Raw genomic sequence first — 20,941 nt, 5'->3', positions numbered from 1 at the left:
TTCGGGGAACCTTTGAAGGTTGGAGATGAAACAAACGAAGTTTGTGTCAACAGCCGCAGGCATAACTGGAGTTAGGCAAGGTGAGTTCAAACACTCCAGTGGAGTGTTTGAAGTTGGAAATAAGGAAACGATGTTTCCTCGCTCGTCGCAGTAATAAAAGAGAAACCAAATGACGATACTGAAAAGGAGAACACATGACAGTAAATTTTAGAGCAGAGTTTGACAAACGCAAAGATGAGTTTCTAGCGGACCTCTTTGACCTCTTACGCATCAATTCTGAGCGTGACGACAGCCAGGCAGATGCCCAGCATCCATTTGGACCTGGACCAGTGCGTGCCTTGGACAAGTTCCTGGAAATCGCTCAGCGTGACGGCTATCTGACCAAGAACGTTGACAACTACGCAGGTCACTTTGAATTTGGCGAGGGCGACGAAGTCCTCGGTATTTTCGGTCACTTGGACGTGGTGCCAGCAGGAAGTGGTTGGAATACCGACCCGTACGAGCCGCAAATCATCGACGGCAAGCTCTTTGCCCGCGGATCCTCTGACGACAAGGGACCGACCATGGCTTGCTACTACGGCTTGAAAATCATCAAGGAGTTGGGGCTTCCGACCTCTAAAAAAGTCCGCTTCATCGTCGGTACCGACGAAGAGTCAGGCTGGGCGGATATGGATTACTACTTCGAGCACGTCGGCCTTCCCCTGCCAGATTTCGGATTTTCTCCAGATGCCGAGTTCCCGATTATCAACGGCGAAAAGGGCAATATCACAGCTTATCTTCATTTTGCGGGGGAAAATAGCGGAGCTGCTAAACTGCATTCCTTCGCAGGCGGTTTGCGTGAGAACATGGTGCCTGAATCTGCGACAGCTATCATCTCTGGCGACCTAGCAGACTTGGATAGCAAGTTGGCAGCATTCACAGCAGCCTATGGCCTAAAAGCTGACGCGGAAAACCTTGAAAACGGTCAAGTTCAAGTCACCGTCATCGGAAAATCAGCCCACGGTTCAACCCCAGAAGAAGGTGTTAACGGAGCAACCTATTTGGCAAAATTCCTCAGCCAATTCGCCTTTGACGGAGCAGCCAAAGCCTATCTTGACTTGGCAGGACAAGTCCTTCTAGAAGACCATGACGCTAAAAAACTCGGCGTAGCCATCTACGATGAGCAAATGGGTGCCCTTTCTATGAACGCAGGTGTCTTTCAATTTGAAGAAACTTCATCTGACAACACCATTGCCCTCAACTTCCGTTATCCAAAAAATACCAACCCTGAAGCTATCAAGGCTGGTTTGGAAAAACTGGGCGTGGAAACTGTCAGCCTGTCTGAGCATGGCCACACCCCACATTACTGCCCAATCGATGACCCAATGGTTGCAACCCTCTTGTCTGTTTATGAAAAACACACAGGCTTGAAAGGTCACGAACAAGTAATCGGTGGCGGTACATTCGGCCGCTTGCTCAAACGTGGTGTTGCCTACGGAGCTATGTTCCCAGGCGATGTCAACACCATGCACCAAGCTAACGAATTTATCGAAGTTGAGCAACTCTGCCGTGCCGCTGCCATTTACGCAGAAGCTATTTATGAATTGATCAAATAATACGAACCCATATTTACAGTACAGCACTTTTATCTAAGGCTAGTTTTTCAGCTACTCATTGTTCGTTTTTTGGGAGTGAGAAAGAACTCGATTGGTCTCAAAACGAGTTCGTCAACAAATTTTCGTTTCAAGTTGTTGACCTGAAACAGTCTATCCCCAGACTTTGAATTATGTGATCTGACTACCGTCAGCTTGTATTTCCTACTTCAAAAGGTCTCCCAGACCTTTTGAACTCCCACCCCCGCATAGCTCCAAAGGTTCGGGGAACCTTTGGAGGTTGGAGATAGAGCGAACAAAGTTCGCATCAATCGTTAAGTCAGAGTAGTGACTGTTGGAGGTTGGAAATGAAGCGAACTTGTTCGCAACAGTCGTAGAGGTCGGATTTGGAGTGTAAAACACGAATTGCAGAGATTTGCTTCACAAATCTTATCTCCAACCTTTTTACCTCGCTTTTTCATTTTTAGGCTCAGGCTGAAACAGTTCCCCAAACTGTTTCACTCCACTGGACTGTTAAACCCAATCAACCACTGCGCAGAGATGTTGACCCAAACTCTGAGAAGTGGCGCTGGGCTTGAGCCCAGCCTCAAAAAACTGCCTTGATTAGCGAAAAACTATCTCTTATATCAAAGTACTTTACTTGTGAATACGGGTTCATATCAAGACGGGTTCGCCCGTCTTTTTTAGGAGGGAAAATGGAACTGAAAGAACTCACACTTGCAGATATAGAAATGGTCAAACAGCTCTTCTTATCTGTATTTAGTCAGGAGCCATGGAATGACGATTGGTCTGACGAGGAACAACTGGACCGCTATCTAGGCGATTTGCTGTCACACCCCAGAGCACTTTGTTTTGGATTGCTTGACCAAGGTAGCCTCATTGCCCTTTCTCTAGGGCATATTCGCTACTGGTATGAGGGGACCGAATACCGTATTGAAGAGCTCTGTATTGCTCGCAACTACCAAGGACGAGGAATTGGTAATGACTTTCTAAAAAGAATTGAGGAGCAGCTGGTCGAGAGAAAGATTGTTCATATTCTCCTGCAAACCGAACGCGCTCTGCCAGCCTTTTTCTTCTATAAAAAATGTGGTTTTCATGCCCTAGAAGCAGATGTAACAATGGTCAAGAAAGTAGGACATCATGGAACTTGCTGATATTCGTCAGGCGATTATGGAAGATTTACCCAATCAAGCTTTTACGAAAAATGGGATAAGGCCGCTTTTCCAAGCATCTTCTACCGCAAAAATCCTCATTATTGGACAGGCACCGGGATTAAAAACACAAGAAAAAGGTCGCTTATTTGATGATGCTAGTGGAGATAATCTGCGGAAATGGTTGGGAGTAGATAGGGAATTCTTCTATGAATCTGGCCATTTTGCTATTCTTCCTATGGATTTCTATTATCCAGGAAAAGGGAAGGCTGGAGATTTGCCGCCTCGCAAGGATTTTGCGCCCAAATGGCACCCACTCATTATGAAGCAACTATCCCAGATTGAGCTGACCTTGTTGATTGGTAAGTATGCCCAGGACTATTATTTAGGAGAATCCCATAGGACTGTGACCGAGAGAGTGGAGAATGCAGGTGATTACCTACCCACCTATTTTCCCCTACCTCATCCATCGCCAAGGAACAATATCTGGCAAGCTAAACATCCTTGGTTTGTTGAACAGACTCTACCGTTACTGAAAAACAACATAAATATATTGTTGGGAAAATGATAATATGATATAATTGTATATATATACCTAATAAATTTTTCTTATCTTTGTTCATCGAAGGAGGTGTTCTGATGAGAAAATGGAAAAAAATTGTCATTGGCTGTTTCGCTATTCTAACGGTTTGCTTGCTATTTGCACCCACACTAGCTAGAGCAAATCAGATTCCAGACCGACCCACTGGTACAACGGTAGTGGATGAGACGCAGTTACTCTCTAGTGATACCATTGCAGAAATTGATCAACTCAATCGAAATTGGGCAAGCACCGAGCAAGCTTTACAGGTTGGTGTTTATGTAATAGAAAGTCTGTCCAGTGATATTGAAAGTTTGGCTAATGAAACCTTTCGTCACTGGCAGGTCGGTTTTGCAGGAACGGACAACGGAGTTCTTTTAGTGGTTGCCATAGCTGACAGAGCATTTCGGATAGAAACATCAGACAATGCTGCCACAGTCATCACGGATGTAGAAGCCAAGGATATTCTAGAGAATGCAAGGGAATTCTTTCGACAGGAAGACTACAGTAGAGGAATTTCCTATATCGTCAACTCCATTGGGGATAGATTTTATGGTACAAGCATTGGTAAAAATCAGTTAGCTGCTATAGAAGAAGGTACAAGTGAGGAGGATGACGGCTTTTGGCTGTTTCTCGTAGTTATTCTGATCGCTATCCTATTTGGTATCATTGACAAATCTAGTCGTGGTGGTGGCGGACCAGGTAATCTACTCTGGATGTTGGTTGATGACCATCATCACTATCACAATCATCACTCGTCTAATTCCTCATCGTCTAGTTTTGGCGGAGGTAGTTGGTCAGGTGGTGGAGGCGGCGGTGGCGGAGCCTCTTCTGGATGGTAAGGCTCGTATAGGGCTTCTGATAGTTGTTTGCTTTTTTACGAATATTTAATCGTAGTTAGAAAGGAAATCTTATGAAAAAGAAATGGTTGGTCATCCTTATACCAGTCCTAGCTCTGCTGTTTTTAGGAATGGGAGCAGTTGGGCAATACAATGGCTTAGTTGACAGTTATGCTGAGGTTGAAAATGCGCAAGCCAATGTAGACACACAGTTGCAACGTCGCTATGACTTGATACCCAATGTAGTCGCAGCTGTCAAAGGCGCCATGGAACACGAGGAAGAAATATTTACTGCTATTGCAGAAGCGCGTGCTAAAATCGGTTCCAGTCAACAAGGAACGAGTGACTATAATCAAGCTCAAAGTCAGCTAGATTCTGCAGTATCTAGATTGTTGGTAGTGGCTGAGAATTATCCTCAATTGACAGCCAACCAACAGGTATCAGACCTGATTACAGAGCTTGAAGGTACGGAAAATCGGATACTGGTAGCCCGTAAAGATTATAATGCGGTGGCAACAGCCTACAATAAAAAAATCAAGCGGTTCCCGACTTCCATCTATGCCAATCTATTTGGCTATGAAAAAGTCGAGCTTTTCCAAGCCAGCACAGATGCGGCAACAACAGTACCAAGTGTTGATTTGAGTGATAAGGAATAAAGGAGATAAATATGGACTTTGGATTTGATATATTGGCAATTATGATACCAATTATTGTTGTTGTACTATTTGTTTTATTGTTTGTATTTGGTTATGTGTCCGCCAAGCCTAACGAAGCAATTGTTATTACCGGCTTGGGCAAACCTCGGACCTTAATTGGTCGTTCTGGTTTTATGATTCCCTTTATCGAAAAACGCTCCTATATCTCTATTGAGCAGTTTTCAACAGATGTGCAGACCACAGATTTTGTACCGACTCTTGATTTTATCAACGTAAAAGCTGATGCGGTCGTAAAAGTAAAGGTTGGGGTATCTGATGAATTGCTCAATGCGGCAGCTCAAAACTTCCTTAACTGGAAAACTGCAGATATTTCTGCCTCTATTCAAGATGTCTTGGAAGGAAATCTGCGTGAAATCATTGGCCAGATGGAGCTGCGTGACATGGTCAATAACCGCCAGGCTTTTGCAGAAAAAGTCCAATCCAACGCGGCTCCTGACTTGGCTAAAATGGGGCTGGAAATCATTGCCTTTACGGTTCAGTCTTTCACAGATGACAACGATGTCATTAAAAACCTCGGTATTGACAATATTGTGACCATCCAGAAGGATGCCGCAAATGCTCGTGCCAAAGCAGAGCGGGAACAAGCAGAAGTCCGTGCCCGTGAGGATAAGGCGGCTAATGATGCGCGTGTTGCTGCAGACTTAGAAATCGCCAAGAAACAGAATGAACTAGCTATTGAGCAAGCTAATCTAAAACGTCAGTCAGATGTCCAACTGGCACAGGCAAACGCAGCCTATGGCATTGAGGAACAAGCTCAACGGAAAGAAATCGAGCGTGCAACTGCTGAAGCCAATATTGTCAAGCAACAAAAAGAAGCAGAAGTAAAAGCAGAGGAAGTTAAGGTCCGTGAACAAGAGCTCTCAGCTACTATCCGCAAACAGGCAGAGGCAGAAAAATATGCTCGTCAGCAAGCTGCAGAAGCAGATTTGATTGAACGTCAACGCAAGGCAGAAGCAGAACTCTACGAAACGCAGCGTGAAGCGGAAGCTCAAAAAGCGCGAGCAGAAGCTGCTAAGTATGCTGCGGAGCAAGAAGCGGCAGGTATTGAGGCCAAAGGACGTGCCGAAGCAGAAGCCATCCGTTTGAAACTCGAAGCAGAGGCAGAAGGTCTTAGCAAGAAAGCGGATGCCATGGCCAAGTTCAACGATGCAGCCGTGACTGAAATGGTGGTCAATGTCCTTCCAGAAATCGCCAAGAATATTGCAGCACCACTTGGAAATGTTGATAAGATTACCATGTACGGCGAAGGAAATGCCTCAAAAATGGTAGGAGACCTGATGACGACCATGGACAAGACAACAGAAGGTCTAGGCCTCAATGTCCGTGATTTAATCAGCGCAACCCTAACTGGTCGTGCCATGTCAACAGGTTTACTGACTGCCCAAGAAACAAAAGAAGCGGAAGAGGTCAAAGAAAAATAATAAGCAGTTGGAAGAGATGGGTGACTGAGTAGGTTTACACCATCATTTCCATCGCATGATTGTTTCAGAAATCCCTACGAAGATGAAAATGTTTAGAAACAGTAAAAAAAGTAAGTTGTTTATACAAAAAATAAATGAACTATTATCTGATTCAGAATTAAAGTTGAGCAAAGCATTGAAATTCCAGTTGTTGGAAGCAATGGAGTTGTGTGAAAAAGGTAGTAAGATTAGCTATCTTTCCCATAAAATATATCCATGTGTATCGGAAGAACTAGCTTTGAATAGGATTCAATCGGATAAATTAAAGATGTTTAAGCGCTATTTAGAGCAAGAAAGGTGGAAATATTATTTTGGTTCTGCTTTGGGAATGGCGTTTACTTCGATTAGATAGTGGTTCTGAGGATTTGTAAGTACATTGATTGTGCTATGCAACTTCGATAGAATATGAGAAAGTCCCAAGAAAGAGTAATCTTGGGACTTTTACAATCTTTGATTGAGATTCGTTTTTGTTTATCAGTCATTTACCCACACCCCGCTGACATAATCCTCAGATAGAATGGTTTGGCTTAAAACTTTTTTTGCTTGCCAGTCATAGATGAGTGCCTTACCAGCCAGAATCAATAATAATCTGTTACCGTCTAGTTGGCGGACATGGTCAATATAATAAGGACGAGGATTAAGCTCGTCTAGACGATGGTAGCTCTCTTGACCTGTTTGGGTATTATAAATGGTGAAAGAGATTGCAGATAGCCAATCGCTTTCGTGTTCAATGAATAATAGGTTATCTTCCTTGAGTGGTTGGATGCTTCCTGGTGTAGGCTGTGATAAGGTTATGGAGGAAAATGTACGTGTCTTTGTATTGAAGGTCAAAATATCATAGGAAGTCTCAATATCCTTGTAATCTAAAGCATGGTGACTAGTGATTGGAAGATAGAGTGTATCCTTTGCAAGGAGTCCTTCATGAGTTACTAGATTTTTGTCATATTCGACTATATCTGATGTTGTAAAGCTTGTTTTATCGATGATATAGAGAACATTTTTTTGAGAATCTGATTGACCAGTGGTTATTTGATTGCCGTTTAAATAAATGGATGTATCATCTGCATAGACATATGGAAGTGGGAAAAAATCATCATCTAGTTTTAATTGATTTTTTAATTTGAACGTATTATCGAACTGTGATAAGGCATGGAAAGGACCTGCTGTATAAAAATGTTGTCCATCAGTTCCGCTGATGTAGGTAGCGTATTTGCTTGGCTTACGAAGAATTTCTCCTGTTTTGAAATCAATAGAAACCAAATTGTCATTGGTAAATTTCTGCTGGTCATTGGCAAAAACTAAAGATTGATTGTCTAGAATGTGGTTTTTTCCAGAGCCGAAATAGTTGTCCGAATTCATTTTTTGAGTGTGAATGAGCTTTGGTTGGTCATTAGATAATTGAAAGGCTTCGATTTTACCTGGGTAAACGAGATAGAAGTCAGCATTTGAATCGAGTTCTACTTTGGCGTGTTGATAGGTTTTCAATTTCCAAGCGATAAAGGAAAAAATAAGGCAAAAAGCGGCAAGTAAAGCGATTATCATTTTTTTCATAGGGTAAGCCTCCTTTCTATCCATAGTATAGTTTATTTTTTAGAGAAGGACAAGTTTTAATCTGTTAATATACAAAAAGTGTGCAAAAGCTGAACCTTTCGTCGTCAATCACAATTTGAATCATTAAAAATAGTTTAGAATCACGGTTTCTTAGGACGTAATTCTAAGCTATTTTCTATTTTTAAGACTTGCCTAGCCTCTTTCTATTTTCCAAGACAGAATTGGCTAAAGAGTTGGGTAATGAGTTCATCTGGAGCAGCATCACCTGTGATTTCTCCTAAAATCTGCCAACAGCGTGTCAGGTCAACCTGTAACAAGTCGACTGGCATGCCCATTTCCAGACCGTCGTTGACAGCTTGTAGACTTTGAACGGCTTGCTCAATCAGGGAAATATGACGAGAATTGGAGAGGTAGGTGGCATCTTGCTCTACCAGACCAGCATTTTCAAAGAAGAGCTGGTTGATTTTTTCTTCGATTTGGTCGATATTCTGGTTTTTCAAGACGGAAATGCGAATGACATCCTCAGGCAGTTGGTCTGCTTCAATCTGTTCTTCCAGATCGGTCTTGTTGAGCAGGACGATGCGGTTGGCCAAATCGGAAATGGCTAGGAGATTGCGGTCTTGCTCGGTTAGTGGCTCGGCTGCGTTGAGCACTAGTAGGATGAGGTCGGCCTCCTCAAGGGCTTTTTTAGACCGTTCCACGCCGATTTTTTCAACGATGTCATCTGTTTCACGAATACCTGCTGTATCAATCAGCTTGAGGGGGACACCTTTGATGTTGACGTATTCTTCGATAACGTCGCGGGTTGTTCCTGCGATGTCTGTAACGATGGCTTTTTCCTCGCGGAGGAGGTTATTGAGCAGGCTGGATTTTCCCACATTTGGACGACCGATAATGGCGGTTGCGATGCCTTCACGCAGGATTTTTCCACGGCGGGCAGTGCGGAGGAGATTTTCCAAAAGGGCTTGGAACTGGAGGGTCTTTTCACGGACCAGCTCTGTCGTCGCTTCCTCGACGTCGTCGTACTCAGGGTAGTCGATGTTGACCTCGACCTGTGCCAGCGTGTTGAGAATCTCTTGGCGGGTGTCGTTGATGAGCTGAGAGAGAGAGCCATCAAGCTGGCGGACGGCATTGTGCATGGCCTTGTCGGTCTTGGCACGGATAACATCCATGACAGCTTCGGCCTGGGTCAAATCCACACGGCCGTTGAGAAAGGCACGCTTGGTAAACTCGCCTGGTTCAGCCATTCGAGCCCCTTGGCGAATCAGGAGCTGGAGAATTTCGTTGGTAACGGCGATGCCTCCGTGGGTGTTAATCTCAATGACATCTTCGCGCGTGAAGGTGCGTGGGGAACGCATGGCTCCAACCATAACTTCGTCCAGCACTTGCCCTGTCGCAGGATCAATAATGTGGCCGTAGTTGAGGCTGTGGCTGGGAACAGTCGCCAAATCCTTGCCCTTGAAAACCTTGCTGGCAATGGCAAAAGCATCCGTCCCAGACAGGCGGACAATCCCAATGGCCCCCTCACCGAGAGGAGTGGAAATAGCGGTAATAGTGTCGAATTCCTTAGTTATCATATATCTTTCTTTCTAAAATCGTCTTATCTATTAGTGTATCATGGAATGATGAAAAAAGCACAGATGAGGGATGGGGAGTGCAGAAATGTATTGAGAGGTCAATAAATATAGTAATTAATTTGAGAAGATAATTTGATAGAAATACAAAAAGTGTTGCTATTAATTTAGGTTGACTATGTTATAATAGAAACATAAAAATTTAAGAAAACCGAAGGGTATACCCTTCATTTATTATGAATATAATAAATGAATCCTATCAGCCCTTTAGGAATTTTCAGCTGAAAGGTAGATCAAATAATGAAGCAAGAACTGGAGCAACTTTTGGCACAAAATGAAACTTTTATGGTGGAAGGTGTGCTCAATAAAAATAAACTGGCCGAGCTGGCGAGACAATACAATCCTGAACTCCTTAATATATTGATGAGTAATGGTAAAATTTCTAAGCATTTCTTTTCTACTCTAGATACTGGTGTTCTTGTTTTCAAGAAAGACGTCTTTTTACAGTTTCTGAATAATAAGGAGTTTCTCCCTGACAGCTTTACCGCCTACAAGACTAAAATTGGTTTGGCGACTGGTGACAAGTATTTATCAGAAAATCAGGAAGTTGTCCTGAATTTTCCATACAAAGATTGTGTGCTAGAGGGTGGACAGACTAAGGATGATGCCAAACGTCAAGAAATTTTCTTTAACGAGACACTCGCACCGACTGAAATCAATCGTCTTTTGGATGATAAGGTCTTAACCAACTTTAAACGCTATGATGAAACTGGTGAGCATGAAGTAGAAGAACTCAGTGATACCGATAACCTCATCATCAAAGGTAATAACCTCATTGCCCTTCATAGCCTCAAGAAACGCTACAAAGGTTCAGTAAAAGTTATTTATATCGATGTTCCATATTATTTTAGAAAAAATATCGGTGATGCTTTTCAATATAATTCCAACTTCAAAATGTCGACTTGGCTAATTTTCTTGAAAAATCGACTGGAAGTCGTCAAAGAATTTCTACGAGAAGATGGCTCAATTTGGATACACACAGGTGAAGATGGTATGCACTACCTGAAAGTCTTGGCTGATGCAGTTTTTGGGCAAGATAAGTTCGTAGGAACTTTACCTAGAAAAGTTCGTGATGGTAAGTCTGATGTTCCTTTCAATTTTTCGCAGGATTTTGACTGGGTGTTGGTCTATACAAAAGGTACTGAACAGCAGGCAATTGTCGGTCGTGAAGTTGAGCGAAAATACTATGAAACACCTGACTTTCCAAACAGACCTTGGCGAACTGCTGATTTGACAAAACAAACAACCACTAAAGAACGTCCAAATTCAGATTTTACAATGGTCAATCCTAAGACTGGAAAAGAATATCCAGTTAATCCGAAGAGGTCTTGGGCTGTGACGAAAGATACATTTGATGAGTGGTATCAAAGTGGTGGAATTGGCTTTCCTGATGACTACGACTTTATGAAAGGTGATAGGCCATTTCGACGTGTATTCAGAGATGAGGACTTAGCCAAGTCAAAACCAGCCTATGCAAGTAGTGATACATTACTGAAAAATTTTGTAACTGACTTACTTGCAAAAACGAAAAACAAAGACGGCAATGATGAAATTACCGAGTTGTTTAGTCGTGACGATTTTAGCTATGCAAAGCCTGAAAAACTTATCAAAGATATTCTTCAGGTTTCAAGTTGCGAGGGGGATATTGTACTTGATTTCTTCCTCGGTTCTGGTACAACAGCAGCCGTCGCTCATAAGATGAACCGACAGTACATTGGTATCGAACAGATGGATTATATTGAGACGGTTTCGGTGGAGCGACTGAAGAAGGTTATCGCTGGTGAACAAGGTGGTATTTCAAAAGACGTTAACTGGTCTGGCGGTGGTAGCTTTGTCTACGCTGAATTGAAAAACGATGCTCAAGATTTCAAAAATGCGATTATTGAGGCGGCAACAACGGAAGAATTATCAGAACTGTTTGAGCTTGCGAAAAAATCTTCCTTCTTGTCCTACCGCATTGACCCTAAAAAATTGAAAAAGAATGAGTTTAGTCAACTTTCTTTGGCAGAACAAAAGCAAATCTTGTCTGAAATCATTGATAACAATAACCTCTATGTGAATTATTCTGATATTGATGATAGTGATTATCAGATTTCTGCTGAGGATAAGAAGCTCAATCATGCTTTCTACGGAAAGGAAAAGTAAGCCATGACATTTATTTACGAAACCTATGATACAGTCAGTCGGTCTGGCTTTAAGGATTTTCGGACAGATTTGCCAGATTACCTCACGAAAAATTTGAAGCACCCATTACGACCTTATCAGCAGGAGGCTATCGGACGTTATCTTCACTACAAAACAGACAAAAATCGTCTCATTCCAGAGCAAGTTCTTTACAATATGGCAACTGGTTCTGGTAAAACGCTCTTGATGGCGACGATTATCTTGGAGAAGTACCAGCAAGGTGAGCGGAATTTTATTTTCTTTGTGAACAACGATAATATCCTGACGAAAACAAAGGATAACTTCTTAGAAAGTGCTTCTGGTAAGTATCTTTTTGCGGAAAAGATTGTCATGGACGGACAAATCGTGACAGTGCGTGAAGTGACAGATTTTTCAGATAGCCGTGATGATAGTATTAACATCGTCTTTACTACTATCCAAAAGCTTCACCAAGACCTTAATACTCCGAGAGAAAATCGCCTCTCTTATGAGCAGTTTAAGGATATTTCGGTTGTCATGCTGGCGGATGAAGCTCACCACTTGAATGCTGGTTTGAGTAAGTCGGAGAAAGATGACAATACTAGTTGGACTAGTACGATTGAAACGATTCAAATGACCGCTAAAAAGTCCAGTATCTTTGAGTTTACTGCAACAATTGATTTAACAAACCAAGTGATAGCTCAAAAATATCAAAATTCCCTGTTGTTTAAGTATGATTTGAAAGAGTTTCGTTTAGATAAATATTCCAAAGATGTACTCTTTCACTTGGTGGATGGTGATGTCAATCATCGCATGCTTCAGGCAATCATCATCAGTCAGTACCGCAAGAAAATCGCTTTGAAAAACGGAATTAACTTAAAACCCTTGGTCATGTTTAAGTCTCAGAAAATTGCAGAAAGTCAAGAAAATTTGGATGCGTTTTTAGGTGTTTTGAATAATCTTTCATCAGTGAATATTCAGGAACAGCGTAACCTCGTTTCAGAGTTGGATAAAAAATCTAGTATTTTGAAAAAGGCATTTTCTTATTTCGAGACAGTTGGGATTTCAGATACTGACTTGGTGGCTGAACTTCAGGAGGATTTCCGCAAAGAACGCCTGCTATTGGTGGATGGGAAAAACAAGAATAAGGATAGCCTACACCTTCTAAATACCTTGGAGCAGCCAAGTAATGAAATCCGAGCGATTTTTGCCGTCGATATGCTAAATGAAGGCTGGGACGTTCTTAATCTTTTTGATATTGTACGCCTCTACGATACTCGTGATGGGAAAACAATGAAAAACGGATTTGTTCCTGGAAAAACGACCAACACAGAGAAACAGCTGATTGGTCGCGGTGCTCGTTATTTTCCATTTGTGATTGGTGATAATCTGGAAGAGAAGTATATTCGGAAGTTTGATGATAATGAAAATAAAGAGCTTCGTGTCATTGAGCAACTGCATTATCACTCTGCGAATAACCCTCGTTATATTTCAGAACTAAAGCAGGTTTTGCGTGAATCTGGGATTTTCGATGACCAAAATCTTGAGGAACGAGAACTTAAACTCAAGGAATCTTTCAAGAAGACGCGGACTTATACTGATGGTGTTGTTTGGATGAATAGGCGTCTCTCGTACGAACAACTTCTTGAACAGCGTCAAGGAAGTCTATTTGATACCAATTTTATTCCCAAATCGTTCGAGGTCAAACTCCCAACACATGGTGTGCGAGATATTGAAGCGTTTGATGAATCGATGTACATTTCAGAATCTTTAGAAGTACTTACTTTCAAATTTGGCAAAGTTATCGGTAAAAATATTGTTCGAACAGCTATCAATCGGAACAAAAAATTTACATTTGAAAATCTCAAAAATGCCTTTGTAGGTCTTGGAAGTGTATCTGCCTTTATTGGTATGCTCGCAGAAATCGATATTCGAGCTGAATCTCAATATCAAATGATGTCTGATTTAACGCCAGATGATAAACTTTATATCACGGAAAAACTGCTCCATCATATTGAAAAAGATTTGATTGCGACCGAGGAGCGCTTCTTCGGTTCAGAAAAATTCGAACAATACAAAATAAAAGACTTGTTTGAGGATAATATCTTGCGAAAATACACCATCAATCATCAAAGTCAGTCAGAGTTTGGTTTATCTCAGAAAAATCCAGCTGAGACGCAATATTTTGAAGACTTAGACAATCTAAACTGGTACGCTTACGATGACAACTTCGGCACAAGTGAGGAAAAACTTCTCGTTCGCCTGATTAAAGATTTAATGGTTGAACTTGAAGAAAAATGGACGGATATTTACCTGCTTCGAAATGAAAAAGCTGTAAAGATTTATAGTTTTGATAAGGGGCAAGCCTTTGAACCAGACTTTCTCATGTTTGCCAACGACAAAAATACAGGAAATGTTTCGTGGCAGATTTTCATTGAACCGAAAGGGAGCCAGTTCTTGGATTGTGATAATACTTTCAAAAATAGCAAGGAAGGCTGGAAACAAGAGTTCTTGCGTCAGATTTCCGAGCGAGACGAGGCGAGAATACTGGTTGATGATGACCGCTATCGTATTGTTGGATTGCCGTTCTTTAATGAGGTGGTAAGTAAGGATGAGGTTAGGGAAGAATTGCGTAAATTGTAATGTAGGAGAATATTATGGTAAAAAGGATTGATTTTCATATTCATACAGTTCCAAGTATAAAAGATTCGTACTTTAACTTTTCGATTGAGTGGCTTAAAGCATATGTAGATAAGACAAAATTGGATGCTATTGCTATAACGAATCATGACTTATTCGATAAAAACAATTTTGAGGAAATTTCAGAATATCTACCTAATGTAAAAGTTTATCCAGGAATTGAACTTGCTTTGGATATAGGACATGTTAACATAGTTTTTCCTTGTGATTGCATTGATGTATTATCACAATTTTCTGAGTGGTTATCTAACATTCATCAAACCCAATCAGATAGTATAACAAGCGAACAGTTACGCGAACAATTGCCTTGTTGGGATCAAGGGATTTATATTTTTGAACTTGGAAAAAGTAAAGGAGTAAAAGAGATTCCCAATATTTTTAGCAACTTGGTGTGTGTTGGCGGTGTTCCTAATCAATTAAGATTTAATATTGCAAAAAATAACCCAGAGAGTTTAGTGCCCTGTTTATTCAGCGATGCACATGCAACAAATCAAGATTCAGATAATCGAAATGATATAGCTAAATTACAAAATAAGCAAACTTATTTACAGATTGATTCTTGCGAATTTGAAGATATAAAAAAATGTTTGAGAGATAAGAGTAAAGTTAGCATAAATAAAGAAAATTTAAAAGATGTTGTCGACATTGATGGTGTAAATATATCATCTGGACTTAATTTGGTAGTTGGAAAACGAGGAACTGGAAAGACTTATTTTCTCAATAAAATAAAGGAATTTAGTGATGATGAATACTACGAAATAAAGCAATTTGAAACCGCTAAAGCTGATGAGTATATTGAGAAGCAAAGAAAATACCAAGGTTCGATTGAATTTTCAAAATGGCAGGAAAAATATACAAATGAATTCTCGAAAATTAAATCATATTTGCAAGATACCTATACGGAAACTGATGATATTGAAAATTTTTTGGTAGATGTTAAAAGATTTGCTACTGAAATGGCAAGAAGTAAATCTAGCCAAAAATATTTGTTATTTCAAGAAACAGAATTTGAACTGTCTAATATTAATTACATAAGAAGTGCGCTTACAAATATTAAAGAGGTAATTGAGAATGAAGAAATCTGGAACCTCCTAAACAAAAACTCTCAGAAGAAAAGTGACTTTATTGAAGTTTATTCAGAACTTAGGGATATTTACCTAAAATATAGAAAGGATAATGAACTTAAGCAAAAAATAAATGAGATAATGAGGGATGTAAAATCTACAGTTACAGCTAGAACTGGAATTTCGAATGTTCAGGAATGCAGTATTAATAATATTATCCATAAGCTGCAACTAGAGAAAAAAATTGATAGCTTTTTAAATCAAATCATAGTTGAGACTCCGCTTAAAAATGAGCGTCTGCATGGTTATCAAATATGTGTAAATCTTATTCCATACAAGAATGCTAGTCAGTTTCAGAAAGAAATTGGGACGCAAGAGGCTGTAAATAATGATTTAATAAAAGTCTATAGAGAAAAGGATTTTATAACGTTTTTAAAAAGGTTGAAACAGAAAAAATTCTATAATGAAGCTAACTTTGCTGAATATTTACTTCAAAAAGAAGTTAAACTTCTTGACTCCGAAGGAGTACCGGCTTCAGGTGGTCAAGCTGTAGGCTTTGCTCTGATGTTAAGATTAAATGAAGCTAAAAATAAACCAATTATTCTAATTGATGAGCCAGAATCATCATTAGATAATGCTTATATAAAAAACGAGTTGAATAAAGAATTGAAGCAACTTGCAAGAAATAGTATGGTTGTTGTTATTACACATAATTCTACGTTGGGTACATTATTAGAACCAGATTATTTGATAATCACTTCAAAAGATAATAGCGGAAATTACTCTATCATGTCAGGGGAGTTTAGTTCCAGTAAAATCAAAGATTCAATAAATGGTACTGAGGAAAAAAGTTACGAAAAATTTATTGAAGCAATGGAATCCGGAATGGATTCTTATACTAAGAAAGGAGAAATATATGCAAATCTTAACGAATGATTCGGGATGTTATTTTATAATTAACGAGAGGAAGGTCAGACCTGAAGCTCTTTCTAAGAATGACCTATTGGATTTGTTTAATGCCATTTATCAGATAGAAGATATTACCACTCTTCAAATTCCAGAAGATACTGAAATTGAGAATATCAAAAATCCAGTAGAAAAAGAAATTGTCATTCAAATTATTCAAAAAGTAAAAGAGTTTGTTGATAATCTTGACCAGATAAAACATGATATTGACTCCTCTTTCCCAAGTCTTATGATTGAAAAGTAATTTCAGCATTAGTCACTATGTCACATATTGTAGTCTTTGCTGTCTGAAGTTGGAGTTGTTATTTTGAACAGCTGTCTTAGCTGTGGTATAATTATTTCATGAATGACTTCAAAGGAGACAAAAATGACAAACCTAAAAGAGCAGGTTGGGATTAAGGCGGCGGAATTTGTGGCTGACGGGATGATTGTTGGACTTGGAACTGGTTCGACGGCATACTATTTCGTGCAGGAGATTGGCCGCCGGGTTGCAGAAGAAGGGCTACAGATCACAGGCGTAACGACCTCTCATGCTACGGCAGAACATGCTGCGTCCCTTGGGATTCCCCTAAAAAATATCGACGAAGTCGAATATGTGGACTTGACGGTGGATGGAGCAGATGAGGTTGATGGAGACTTCAATGGGATTAAAGGCGGTGGTGCAGCGCTTCTCATGGAGAAAGTGGTCGCAGTCAACAGTAAGGACTGCATCTGGATTGTGGATGAGTCTAAGGTGGTGCAAACCCTAGGTGCTTTCAAGTTGCCGGTGGAAGTTGTACAGTACGGTGCGGAAAATCTTTTCCGACTATTTGAGAAAAAAGGGTATCGTCCAAGTTTCCGTATGCGTAATGGAGAAAAACATATCACGGATATGCAGAACTTTATCATTGACCTTGATTTGCGCAGAATAGAAGACACATATGCATTGGCGGAAGAATTGGATCGGACCGTCGGTGTTGTAGAACACGGTCTCTTTATTGGATTGATTTCCAAGGTAATTGTTGGTACACCAGAAGGGCCGAACATCATCGAAAAGAAATAAATTGAAAACGCTTCTTATTTTGGTACAATGAGAGGCTTTTTTATGGTATAATGAAAACACGAACGTTTAGACTCTTCAAAAATCTATCCCCTTACCTCGTAGCAGTCAGACGATAGGTACTGAAAAAGCGATAGCTGAACAGCAGGCAGTGAAGCGAGTAACAGTATCTAGTTTTGATGGTTAGGAAGTTTGATGCCGAGAGCTGTGACTGTATAAGTATTGCACCCCATTAAAATGTTTAGATGTGGTAACGATAATTTCCAGTCTAGCAACTTGGTTGGACGTTGATTTTGGTTGAATCTAACTATTCAAATAAAGGAGACAATTATGCCTAAATTTAAACGTGTTCACTTGGTAGTTATGGACTCTGTCGGAATCGGCGCAGCACCAGACTCAGATAATTTTTTCAATGCGGGTGTAGCAGATACAGAATCTGACACTCTCGGTCACATTTCTGAAAAAGCTGGGCTTGAGGTGCCTAATATGACCAAGATTGGTCTTGGAAATATCCCTCGAGATACAGCGCTTGCGACAGTTCCTGCTGAAAGCCATCCAACTGGTTACGTGACCAAGTTGGAAGAAGTATCGCTTGGTAAGGATACCATGACTGGACACTGGGAAATTATGGGTCTCAATATTACTGAGCCATTTGATACATTCTGGGATGGTTTCCCTGAAGATATTTTGACAAAAATCGAAGAATTCTCAGGGCGTAAAATCATCCGCGAAGCAAACAAGCCGTATTCAGGTACAGCTGTCATTGATGACTTTGGCCCTCGCCAAATGGAAACAGGGGAGTTGATCGTCTACACCTCCGCAGACCCTGTGCTTCAGATTGCAGCCCATGAAGACATTATTCCACTTGATGAGTTGTATCGTATCTGTGAATACGCTCGTTCCATTACCCTTGAACGCCCAGCTCTTCTAGGCCGTATCATCGCCCGTCCATACGTTGGTGAGCCAGGCAATTTCTCACGAACTGCCAACCGTCACGACTATGCAGTATCACCGTTTGAAGCAACCGTACTCAACAAACTGGCAGATGCGGGTGTACCAACTTACTCAGTTGGTAAAATCAGTGATATTTTCAATGGTTCAGGTATTACAAATGATATGGGTCACACCAAGTCCAACATGCACGGTGTCGATGTGTTGATTGATACTCTGAAGTTATCAGACTTCGAGGAAGGTTTCTCCTTCACAAACTTAGTTGACTTTGATGCTGTGTATGGTCACCGTCGCAATATCGAAGGCTACCGCGATTGTTTGCAAGAGTTTGATGCACGTATTCCAGAGATTATTGACAATATGCGTGAAGATGACCTACTCTTGATTACTGCAGACCACGGCAATGATCCCTCCTATGCTGGAACAGACCATACACGTGAATATGTACCACTCTTGGCATACAGCAAGGCTTTCAAAGGTAGCGGTGTCTTGCCAGTAGGCCATTTTGCGGACATTTCAGCAACCGTTGCGGAAAACTTCGGTGTCGAAAAAGCCATGATTGGCGAGAGCTTCTTAGGAGCCCTGGTCTAATGGAACAACTGACGGTCTATTACAATCCCGACTGCAGCAAATGCAAGAAGTTGAAAATCTTACTGCCCAGTCAGGACCTGGACATCAAGTGGGTCAATTATTTAGAACATCCACTGACAGCGGAAGAATTGACAGCTCTTTTGGAAAAAATGGATAATCAGCCCTCTGCAGTTATTCGGTTGACGGAAGAAGAGCGAGCAGGCTTGTCAGAAGAAGAGCTCTTTGAGCGTCTAGTGGAAGAGCCTGCTCTTCTCAACCGTCCCATTATCGAGCGAGAACAGACAGCCTTTCTCTGTCGTCCGCTTGATATCATCAAGGAAAAAATGCCAGAATACGACTGGTCAGCTTATTTGTAAAAGGAGAAAATATGAGTTTACTTGCAAAAATCAATGAAACAAAAGCCTTCTTGGAAGAAAAAGGTTTGGTCAAGCCAGAATTTGGTTTGATTTTGGGTTCTGGCTTGGGCGAATTAGCGGAAGAAGTAGAAAATGCTATCGTAATCGATTATGCAGACATTCCAAACTGGGGCAAGTCAACAGTTGTAGGTCACGCTGGTAAGTTGGTTTACGGTGATTTGGCAGGTCGCAAGGTTTTGGCTTTACAAGGTCGTTTCCATTTCTATGAAGGTAATCCAATGGAAGTCGTGACCTTCCCAGTCCGTGTTATGAAAGCTCTTGGTTGTGAAGGTGTGATTGTTACCAATGCCGCAGGTGGTATCGGCTACGGCCCAGGTACCCTCATGGCTATTACAGACCACATCAACATGACTGGTCAAAATCCACTGATTGGCGAAAACTTGGAAGAATTTGGTCCACGTTTCCCAGATATGTCAAATGCCTACACCAAAGAATACCGTGAAAAAGCTCATGCCATTGCGGAAAAATTGGGTATCAAGTTGGACAATGGTGTCTACCTCGGCGTGACAGGTCCTACCTATGAAACACCTGCAGAAATCTTGGCCTTCAAGACCATGGGTGCCCATGCAGTTGGTATGTCAACAGTGCCAGAAGTTATCGTGGCAGCTCACTCAGGTATGAAAGTCTTGGGTATTTCTGCTATCACAAACTTTGCGGCTGGTTTCCAATCAGAACTCAACCACGAAGAAGTCGTAGAAGTAACCGAGCAAATCAAGGGCAACTTCAAGGGCTTGGTGAAAGCTATCTTGGCTGAGTTGTAAGCATTCGAAAATAGAACAAAGAGGTACATTACATGTCTATCCATATTTCCGCAAAACCAGGCGAAATTGCTGATAAGATTTTGCTTCCTGGTGATCCGCTTCGTGCTAAATTTATCGCTGAAAACTTCCTTGAAGATGCCGTTTGCTTCAACGAAGTTCGCAATATGTTCGGCTACACAGGTACCTACAAGGGTCATCGTGTCTCTGTCATGGGAACAGGTATGGGAATGCCATCCATCTCTATCTATGCCCATGAATTGATTAACGAATATGGTGTGAAAAAACTAATTCGTGTGGGAACAGCAGGTTCTTTGAACGAGGATGTCCATGTCCGTGAATTGGTCTTGGCTCAGGCAGCTGCAACCAACTCTCGTATGATCAATATTGACTGGCCAGAGTACGATTTGCCACAAATTGCTGATTTTGATCTTTTAGATAAGGCTTATCATATCGCCAAAGAACTCAACATGACAACGCATGTTGGCAATGTTTTATCATCAGATAGTTTCTATTCTCCAAAATTGTTTAGTCGCAACTTAGAATTAGGTCAACTAGGTGTCAAGGCTGTAGAAATGGAAGCAGCTGCACTTTATTACCTAGGTGCTAAGTTTGGCGTTCAAACGCTTGCCATTATGACGATTTCAGATAGCTTGGTTAATCCAGAGGAAGACACCACAGCAGAAGAGCGTCAAAATACTTTCACGGATATGATGAAAGTTGGTTTGGAAACTCTGATTGCAGAATAATTAAGAATAATTCTGGGAGTGGGAAAGAACTCGACTGGTCTA

At 41.1% G+C, this 20,941-nt stretch carries 18 protein-coding genes; 16 read left to right on the top strand and 2 right to left on the bottom strand.

The annotated features are described in order from the left end of the window. Nucleotides 1-194: 194 nt before the first annotated feature. From pepV to SST62_RS0106725, 7 genes are all read left to right on the top strand, one after another. Nucleotides 195-1,595: a dipeptidase PepV gene (pepV, locus tag SST62_RS0106755; protein ID WP_029186763.1), complete on the top strand. Its 1,401-nt coding sequence runs from the start codon at nt 195-197 to the stop codon at nt 1,593-1,595. A 692-nt stretch (nt 1,596-2,287) separates the two neighbouring features. Further along, the gene (locus tag SST62_RS0106750) at nt 2,288-2,746 is read left to right on the top strand and encodes a GNAT family N-acetyltransferase (RefSeq protein ID WP_029186762.1); all 459 of its coding nucleotides are present in this window, start codon (nt 2,288-2,290) and stop codon (nt 2,744-2,746) included. Then, a complete protein-coding gene (locus SST62_RS0106745) occupies nt 2,733-3,311 on the top strand; it encodes a uracil-DNA glycosylase family protein (RefSeq protein WP_029186761.1) in 579 nt (192 codons plus the stop codon). The genes SST62_RS0106750 and SST62_RS0106745 overlap by 14 nt, the downstream gene beginning before the upstream one ends. A gap of 71 nt (nt 3,312-3,382) precedes the next feature. Beyond that, nucleotides 3,383-4,165 (top strand): TPM domain-containing protein, encoded by a 783-nt coding sequence (locus SST62_RS0106740; RefSeq protein ID WP_029186760.1) that lies wholly within the window; start codon nt 3,383-3,385, stop codon nt 4,163-4,165. 71 nt (nt 4,166-4,236) lie between these two features. Continuing rightward, nucleotides 4,237-4,818, top strand: coding sequence for a LemA family protein (locus SST62_RS0106735; protein WP_029186759.1), 582 nt, complete (start codon nt 4,237-4,239; stop codon nt 4,816-4,818). Nucleotides 4,819-4,829: 11 nt separating this feature from the next. Then, on the top strand, nt 4,830-6,299 hold the full coding sequence (locus SST62_RS0106730; protein ID WP_029186758.1) for a flotillin family protein: 1,470 nt from the start codon (nt 4,830-4,832) through the stop codon (nt 6,297-6,299). Between the two features lie 82 nt (nt 6,300-6,381). Further along, a complete protein-coding gene (locus SST62_RS0106725) occupies nt 6,382-6,690 on the top strand; it encodes a hypothetical protein (protein WP_029186757.1) in 309 nt (102 codons plus the stop codon). A 122-nt stretch (nt 6,691-6,812) separates the two neighbouring features. On the opposite strand, the gene SST62_RS0106720 is transcribed toward SST62_RS0106725, so the two are convergent. Together SST62_RS0106720 and mnmE are read right to left on the bottom strand one after the other, a co-directional pair. Then, entirely contained in the window at nt 6,813-7,889 is a 1,077-nt protein-coding gene (locus SST62_RS0106720; RefSeq protein ID WP_029186756.1) for a hypothetical protein, read from the bottom strand. Nucleotides 7,890-8,092: 203 nt separating this feature from the next. Next, nucleotides 8,093-9,466: a tRNA uridine-5-carboxymethylaminomethyl(34) synthesis GTPase MnmE gene (gene mnmE, locus SST62_RS0106715; protein ID WP_029186755.1), complete on the bottom strand. Its 1,374-nt coding sequence runs from the start codon at nt 9,464-9,466 to the stop codon at nt 8,093-8,095. A 297-nt stretch (nt 9,467-9,763) separates the two neighbouring features. On the opposite strand from mnmE, the gene SST62_RS0106710 reads away from it, so the two are divergent. The 9 genes from SST62_RS0106710 (at nt 9,764) to deoD (ending at nt 20,899) form a co-directional block, all read left to right on the top strand. Beyond that, entirely contained in the window at nt 9,764-11,668 is a 1,905-nt protein-coding gene (locus SST62_RS0106710; protein ID WP_029942673.1) for a DNA methyltransferase, read from the top strand. Between the two features lie 3 nt (nt 11,669-11,671). Next, the gene (locus SST62_RS0106705; RefSeq protein WP_029186754.1) at nt 11,672-14,308 is read left to right on the top strand and encodes a DEAD/DEAH box helicase family protein; all 2,637 of its coding nucleotides are present in this window, start codon (nt 11,672-11,674) and stop codon (nt 14,306-14,308) included. A 14-nt stretch (nt 14,309-14,322) separates the two neighbouring features. Beyond that, nucleotides 14,323-16,365: a hypothetical protein gene (locus SST62_RS0106700; RefSeq protein WP_029186753.1), complete on the top strand. Its 2,043-nt coding sequence runs from the start codon at nt 14,323-14,325 to the stop codon at nt 16,363-16,365. Continuing rightward, a complete protein-coding gene (locus SST62_RS0106695) occupies nt 16,346-16,639 on the top strand; it encodes a hypothetical protein (RefSeq protein WP_029186752.1) in 294 nt (97 codons plus the stop codon). The genes SST62_RS0106700 and SST62_RS0106695 overlap by 20 nt, the downstream gene beginning before the upstream one ends. Nucleotides 16,640-16,762: 123 nt before the next feature. Further along, entirely contained in the window at nt 16,763-17,437 is a 675-nt protein-coding gene (rpiA, locus tag SST62_RS0106690; RefSeq protein ID WP_029186751.1) for a ribose-5-phosphate isomerase RpiA, read from the top strand. Between the two features lie 327 nt (nt 17,438-17,764). Continuing rightward, on the top strand, nt 17,765-18,976 hold the full coding sequence (locus tag SST62_RS0106685; RefSeq protein ID WP_029186750.1) for a phosphopentomutase: 1,212 nt from the start codon (nt 17,765-17,767) through the stop codon (nt 18,974-18,976). Continuing rightward, nucleotides 18,976-19,332, top strand: coding sequence for an arsenate reductase family protein (locus SST62_RS0106680; RefSeq protein WP_029186749.1), 357 nt, complete (start codon nt 18,976-18,978; stop codon nt 19,330-19,332). Before SST62_RS0106685 ends, SST62_RS0106680 begins: the two co-directional genes overlap by 1 nt. 11 nt (nt 19,333-19,343) lie before the next feature. Further along, on the top strand, nt 19,344-20,153 hold the full coding sequence (locus SST62_RS0106675; RefSeq protein WP_029186748.1) for a purine-nucleoside phosphorylase: 810 nt from the start codon (nt 19,344-19,346) through the stop codon (nt 20,151-20,153). Nucleotides 20,154-20,185: 32 nt separating this feature from the next. After that, a complete protein-coding gene (deoD, locus tag SST62_RS0106670) occupies nt 20,186-20,899 on the top strand; it encodes a purine-nucleoside phosphorylase (protein ID WP_014638302.1) in 714 nt (237 codons plus the stop codon). Nucleotides 20,900-20,941 lie beyond the last annotated feature (42 nt).

The organism is Streptococcus suis YS56 (assembly GCF_000440115.1).
In the GTDB taxonomy this organism is placed as follows: Bacteria; Bacillota; Bacilli; order Lactobacillales; family Streptococcaceae; genus Streptococcus; species Streptococcus suis_L.
Note: the sequence above shows the minus strand (reverse complement) of the source record. Positions and strands in the feature narration are given on the sequence as shown.

Bases quoted from the DNA above. Each gene is read 5' to 3' on its own strand.
- SST62_RS0106705 (WP_029186754.1), top strand. From the start codon at position 11,672: ATGACATTTATTTACGAAACCTATGATACAGTCAGTCGGTCTGGCTTT.
- SST62_RS0106740 (WP_029186760.1), top strand. From the start codon at position 3,383: ATGAGAAAATGGAAAAAAATTGTCATTGGCTGTTTCGCTATTCTAACG.
- rpiA (WP_029186751.1), top strand. From the start codon at position 16,763: ATGACAAACCTAAAAGAGCAGGTTGGGATTAAGGCGGCGGAATTTGTG.
- pepV (WP_029186763.1), top strand. From the start codon at position 195: ATGACAGTAAATTTTAGAGCAGAGTTTGACAAACGCAAAGATGAGTTT.
- SST62_RS0106695 (WP_029186752.1), top strand. From the start codon at position 16,346: ATGCAAATCTTAACGAATGATTCGGGATGTTATTTTATAATTAACGAG.
- SST62_RS0106700 (WP_029186753.1), top strand. From the start codon at position 14,323: ATGGTAAAAAGGATTGATTTTCATATTCATACAGTTCCAAGTATAAAA.
- SST62_RS0106680 (WP_029186749.1), top strand. From the start codon at position 18,976: ATGGAACAACTGACGGTCTATTACAATCCCGACTGCAGCAAATGCAAG.
- SST62_RS0106750 (WP_029186762.1), top strand. From the start codon at position 2,288: ATGGAACTGAAAGAACTCACACTTGCAGATATAGAAATGGTCAAACAG.
- mnmE (WP_029186755.1), bottom strand. From the start codon at position 9,466: ATGATAACTAAGGAATTCGACACTATTACCGCTATTTCCACTCCTCTC.
- SST62_RS0106675 (WP_029186748.1), top strand. From the start codon at position 19,344: ATGAGTTTACTTGCAAAAATCAATGAAACAAAAGCCTTCTTGGAAGAA.
- SST62_RS0106710 (WP_029942673.1), top strand. From the start codon at position 9,764: ATGAAGCAAGAACTGGAGCAACTTTTGGCACAAAATGAAACTTTTATG.
- SST62_RS0106685 (WP_029186750.1), top strand. From the start codon at position 17,765: ATGCCTAAATTTAAACGTGTTCACTTGGTAGTTATGGACTCTGTCGGA.
- SST62_RS0106745 (WP_029186761.1), top strand. From the start codon at position 2,733: ATGGAACTTGCTGATATTCGTCAGGCGATTATGGAAGATTTACCCAAT.
- SST62_RS0106720 (WP_029186756.1), bottom strand. From the start codon at position 7,889: ATGAAAAAAATGATAATCGCTTTACTTGCCGCTTTTTGCCTTATTTTT.
- deoD (WP_014638302.1), top strand. From the start codon at position 20,186: ATGTCTATCCATATTTCCGCAAAACCAGGCGAAATTGCTGATAAGATT.
- SST62_RS0106735 (WP_029186759.1), top strand. From the start codon at position 4,237: ATGAAAAAGAAATGGTTGGTCATCCTTATACCAGTCCTAGCTCTGCTG.
- SST62_RS0106725 (WP_029186757.1), top strand. From the start codon at position 6,382: ATGAAAATGTTTAGAAACAGTAAAAAAAGTAAGTTGTTTATACAAAAA.
- SST62_RS0106730 (WP_029186758.1), top strand. From the start codon at position 4,830: ATGGACTTTGGATTTGATATATTGGCAATTATGATACCAATTATTGTT.